The organism is Bacillaceae bacterium S4-13-56 (assembly GCA_040191315.1).
Lineage (GTDB): Bacteria > Bacillota > Bacilli > Bacillales > JAWJLM01 > JAWJLM01.
Map to the genome: position 1 here is coordinate 1 of JAWJLM010000064.1, position 4,707 is coordinate 4,707.

General features: G+C 38.0%; 5 protein-coding genes. 4 read left to right on the forward strand and 1 reads right to left on the reverse strand.

The annotated features are described in order from the left end of the window. Positions 1 to 79 precede the first annotated feature (79 nt). From wecB to RZN25_14535, 4 genes are all read left to right on the forward strand, one after another. Positions 80 to 1,183, forward strand: a complete 1,104-nt coding sequence (gene wecB / locus RZN25_14520; protein ID MEQ6378030.1) for a UDP-N-acetylglucosamine 2-epimerase (non-hydrolyzing) — start codon at positions 80 to 82, stop codon at positions 1,181 to 1,183. 215 nt (positions 1,184 to 1,398) lie between these two features. Then, on the forward strand, positions 1,399 to 1,794 hold the full coding sequence (locus RZN25_14525; protein ID MEQ6378031.1) for a CidA/LrgA family holin-like protein: 396 nt from the start codon (positions 1,399 to 1,401) through the stop codon (positions 1,792 to 1,794). Beyond that, complete coding sequence (locus RZN25_14530; protein ID MEQ6378032.1) at positions 1,778 to 2,467, forward strand: LrgB family protein; 690 nt, start codon at positions 1,778 to 1,780, stop codon at positions 2,465 to 2,467. Before RZN25_14525 ends, RZN25_14530 begins: the two co-directional genes overlap by 17 nt. 370 nt (positions 2,468 to 2,837) lie before the next feature. Next, on the forward strand, positions 2,838 to 3,206 hold the full coding sequence (locus RZN25_14535; GenBank protein MEQ6378033.1) for a hypothetical protein: 369 nt from the start codon (positions 2,838 to 2,840) through the stop codon (positions 3,204 to 3,206). A 176-nt stretch (positions 3,207 to 3,382) separates the two neighbouring features. On the opposite strand, the gene RZN25_14540 is transcribed toward RZN25_14535, so the two are convergent. After that, positions 3,383 to 4,453 carry a hypothetical protein gene (locus RZN25_14540; GenBank protein MEQ6378034.1) on the reverse strand — a complete coding sequence of 357 codons (1,071 nt, stop codon included), beginning with the start codon at positions 4,451 to 4,453 and terminating at the stop codon, positions 3,383 to 3,385. Between the last annotated feature and the right edge of the window lie 254 nt (positions 4,454 to 4,707).

The window sequence follows — 4,707 nt, forward strand, 5'->3', positions numbered from 1 at the left end:
ACTGACACGTTAGTTTGTGTTACTATATAAACGTGTGAATTATGGGATATTATTGTTAGAAAATATAAAAAAGTCGGTGATGATTGTGAAGAAGAAAGTGATGCTAGTGTTTGGGACTCGTCCGGAGGCTATTAAGATGTGTCCTTTGGTGAAAGAGTTGAAAACAAGAGAGAAGTTGGAGCCTGTAGTTTGTGTGACAGGTCAGCATCGGGAAATGCTTGATCAGGTGCTTAAGGCTTTTGATGTTGTTCCCGATTATGATCTTTCCATCATGAAATCTAAGCAAACTTTATTTGATGTAACTATAAGTATTTTGGAAAAAATGAAGGCAGTCCTTGAAGAAGTCAAGCCAGATGTGGTCCTCGTCCATGGGGATACATCGACTACTTTTGTTACTTCCTTGGCGTGTTTTTATCTGCAAATTCCCGTTGGACATGTGGAGGCTGGCTTAAGAACTTACAATATTTACTCTCCTTACCCTGAGGAATTTAATCGACAAGCAGTAGGTATTGTAGCCAAATATCATTTTGCTCCTACCGAAGTTTCTAAGGAAAACCTTGTGAAAGAGGGGAAAAATTCTTCTGACGTTTATGTCACAGGGAATACCGCCATCGATGCCTTGAAGACCACTGTTAATGAAGGCTATACTCATGATCAATTGGATTGGGCGTCGGACAGCAAGTTAATCATGATTACAGCTCATCGAAGGGAAAATCTGGGAGAACCGATGAGAAATATGTTCCGGGCAATAAAACGAATTGTCGATGAACAACCTGATATTAAAGCAATATATCCTATCCATATGAATCCTGTTGTACGTGAAGCTGCTAACGAAATCCTTGGGAATAATGATCGAATAAGAATAATTGAACCACTGGATGTTCTTGACTTTCACAACTTTCTATCAAGGTCCCATCTCATTTTAACTGACAGTGGGGGCATTCAAGAGGAAGCACCAAGTTTAGGCAAACCTGTTCTTGTCATGAGAGATACGACTGAAAGGCCAGAAGGAATAGCTGCTGGTACATTAAAACTAGTCGGTACTGAGGAAGAAAATATTTATAAAACATTCAAACTCCTTCTTGAAGATCAAGAAGAATACAAAAAAATGAGTCAAGCCAGCAACCCATACGGTGATGGACTAGCTAGTAAGAGGATTGCTGATATTTTGGAAAGTAAATAAACGATTAAGTCCCCGGATTATCAGAAAAGTAGATAATTCGGGGATTTTGTATTAACAATAAACTGAACAATTCCCATTACCCATCTCACTAACAAAATCTTAATCAACACGCACCAACAACATAACTAAACCTCTCTACTTGGCAGTGTACTGCTGATTGTTTTCGTGATAAAATTGTTTAAAGTTTAGGCATCTTGCTGCGGGAAGGAAAGCATATGGAGCTGTTGAAATTGTTAGGGCAAATAGGGATTTTATCTGTTTTTTATTTAGTGGGGGTTTGGATACAAGAGGCATTCCATTTATTCATTCCGGGAAGTCTGATTGGGATGTTTTTACTATTTCTGCTGTTAATGATTAAGAAAGTAAAAGTAAGTTGGGTAAGTAGCGGTTCAAATTATTTTATGAAGCATATGGCTATTTTATTTATTCCTGTTACAGTCGGTCTCATAAACTATTTAGATGTTTTTATAGGAAAAGGTCTGTTACTTGTTCCAATTGCTTTAATTAGCACATTTTTGGTCATCATTGTTTCTGGAGCAGTCAGTCAATATTTAGTTAAGAAAACAGAAAAGGTCAACGAGAAGGTTAATGCACATGAACTTAATCATTAATTTTATATTTGGACTTGGTATTACTATTATTGTTTATATTGGCACAAGGTACCTTTATTTAAAGTACAAGAATCCATTTCTTATTCCTATCTTACCCTCCGCAACCATTATTGGAGCATTGTTATTAATATTTGATATACCCTTTGAGTCCTATATGGTAGGGGCTAAATGGTTGGATTGGTTTATGGGTCCAGCCGTTGTTTCACTGGCGTATCCTCTCTACAATCAATTCAATATATTGAAAAAACATGCAGCACCTATTTTATGGGGAGTTTTCGTCGGTGCATTTACAGGTGTGGTGAGTGGGGCATTGTTCTTAAAATGGACAGGGTTTGATGATAGCCTTATTTTTGCCATCATGCCAAAAAATGCAACAACCCCCATAGCGCTTGCCGTTTCAGACACTCTCGGTGGCTTAAATTCCTTGGTCCCTTTATTCGTGTCATGTGCTGCGCTTGGTGGAGCGGTCCTTGGTCCAACCATAATGAAGTGGTTTAAAATTGACACTAACTTAGGGCAAGGAGTGGGAATGGGTACTGCCTCTCATGCAGTTGGAACTGCTAAGATTATAGAGATTAGTGAGGAAGCAGGAGCTATAAGCACAGTTTCCATGGTTCTATCAGCAGTCATGATTACCATCATTAGTTTGGTAGTTTCATATCTATTTTTTTAAAACTATCGAGGTGTGTTGGTGGGGACGGTTCTCACCAACACACATAATATAGGAAACCGCGTTGATAAGACCTGTCATCACCGACACAAACTATAGCGAAACATGCAACATGGCTCATGCTCTTGATTTTTTTTGTTTTATACTATATAAAGAGGTAAGCGTTATTTTTTCATACTATCAGCTATTTATAACTTTATTCGGTTGATAGTACATGAAAAAACTAAGGCTTTTGCCATTAGGACTTGGCGATAAGCCGAGTTTTTCAAAGTTCTTTCGTAAGTCAATCGTAACGTAGATCTGATGTATCTAATAAGGTAGTAGTAAGCGTACCATGGAATGTTGAAAGACTAATCCAGAGGAGGCGTTTATGATGTCAGAAAGAAGCAACATTGTTGATTTCGAGGGCTTTAAACGAAAGAAGTATGGATTAGATCGGCCGCTATTTTCTGAACCAGCGACAATTTATTTAGGTGGTTCAGGTGATTCAACTGGAAGTAAGTTCTCGGTGGTTGCGAATTTGGTGCAGGATGGGCGTCAATATCTGGCGTTACGTCGATTGGACCAGGAAGAGGGACTTTTCACGATAGTAAAAGGTATCGTTGATAAAGGCGCTTTGGTAAGTGTTGATCCTCTTTCGAAAGAAGAATATCCTGCCATCAAAGAGCTTTTTAAAGACATTTTTGCCAAAGCAACTAAGAAAGCAGAACAAGCAAAGTGGGCTTCAGGTAGAAGGTATTAATGAATAAGTTTTTTAAAAGAGCATGCTTTAGAGCATGCTCTTTTAATTTACTATCAGAATTTACAACTTTGGTCAATGATAGTATAAGAAATCTGCGCATGAGAAAAATCAGCTCGAAAATATACCGGGCTCAGAAGTGGGGCTCAATTTTGTCATGTCCTAGGGTTAAAAATTTTTTACAACATTTTTCTTTTCGTAAACCATGTATAAACGAGCCCTCCAAAAAAGAACAATCCGCAGTATCCCACAAATGGATAAAGGTACTTTACTATATTTGAGAAACCGATGAGACTCACTAAAAAAGCTAGAATTGTAGTTTGGACAATCATCCAAACTCTGTAGTCACTTGGGATGAAATGCATTCGGCTAACAAAACCATATAAGGCACTTACGGCTGTTGTGTAAATTCCTACAAAAAGAGCTATGGCAAACAAAAAATGAAAGAACGGAGAAATTTGGGAAGAGATCATCATCATTGGGATTTCAATTTTTGCGACAGTACCAATGGAAGTTAAAATACTAAAATAAATCGCTGCAACTCCTATCCCGAGGCCAAAGCCCCCAAGCAGCGCTCCTCTGAAAATTACTTTCCTATTCGATGCTTCCGCCCCCATAGGTCCTAAAACAGTAATTGCAATAATGAGGTTATAAGAGGCGTAGTTAAGCGAGGCAATGAACCAATTGGGTGCTACCCCTTTAAGAGAGCTCGCCATTTGTATTTCCTCAAGACTAAGTGGATTTTTTAGAATTGTGTAAGAGGAAATAAACAAAACGGAAATCATTAGAAAAGGTACTACAAAACTAATCGATTTTACAACTCCTTTTGTTCCTGATACGACCGTTAGTACCGTCAACAACGCCATAAAGAGGGTTCCCCACAAAGGAGATAGGTGAAATTGTTCTTTGAAAATAGCCCCAGCTCCTGCAATCATGGAGGCTATGGTTCCGAATAGGAAAATAGTGATAAAAAAGTTGATAACGGAACCAAGCTTTTTCCCGTTTGTAAACTGAATGATTTCCATGTACGATTTAGCTTGCAAGGAGCCACCAATTAATAGGATGGTGTAACCAAGCCAAAAGAAAAGAATAGTAGAGAGAAGGATTCCAAGCATACCTTTTAATCCATAGGCACTAAAAAATTGCAATACCTCTTGTCCAGAAGCAAACCCAGCACCTATTACTGTTCCAATATAGGTAGCAGCAATTTGAAAAACACTCGGACTTGAACGTGTTTCTATTGAATGCATCACTCGGTTCACCTCTATACCAAATTAAAAATAACAACTTGGACAACAATATATAGATATGAACAGAATCCTAGAATATGCATAAGGAGCGTGTTGGTAGGGACGGTTCTTACCAACACACTCCTTATACTATCAAAATTTATAACTTTGGTCGGTGATAGTATAAATTAAAACTAAGGATTTTGCTATTAAGACTTGGCGATAAGCCGAGTTTTTCTTACAAGATAAAGTATAAAATTTGTCTAGCTCCAGCG

Bases quoted from the DNA above. Each gene is read 5' to 3' on its own strand.
- wecB (MEQ6378030.1), top strand. From the start codon at position 80: ATGATTGTGAAGAAGAAAGTGATGCTAGTGTTTGGGACTCGTCCGGAG.
- RZN25_14525 (MEQ6378031.1), top strand. From the start codon at position 1,399: ATGGAGCTGTTGAAATTGTTAGGGCAAATAGGGATTTTATCTGTTTTT.
- RZN25_14530 (MEQ6378032.1), top strand. From the start codon at position 1,778: ATGAACTTAATCATTAATTTTATATTTGGACTTGGTATTACTATTATT.
- RZN25_14535 (MEQ6378033.1), top strand. From the start codon at position 2,838: ATGTCAGAAAGAAGCAACATTGTTGATTTCGAGGGCTTTAAACGAAAG.
- RZN25_14540 (MEQ6378034.1), bottom strand. From the start codon at position 4,453: ATGCATTCAATAGAAACACGTTCAAGTCCGAGTGTTTTTCAAATTGCT.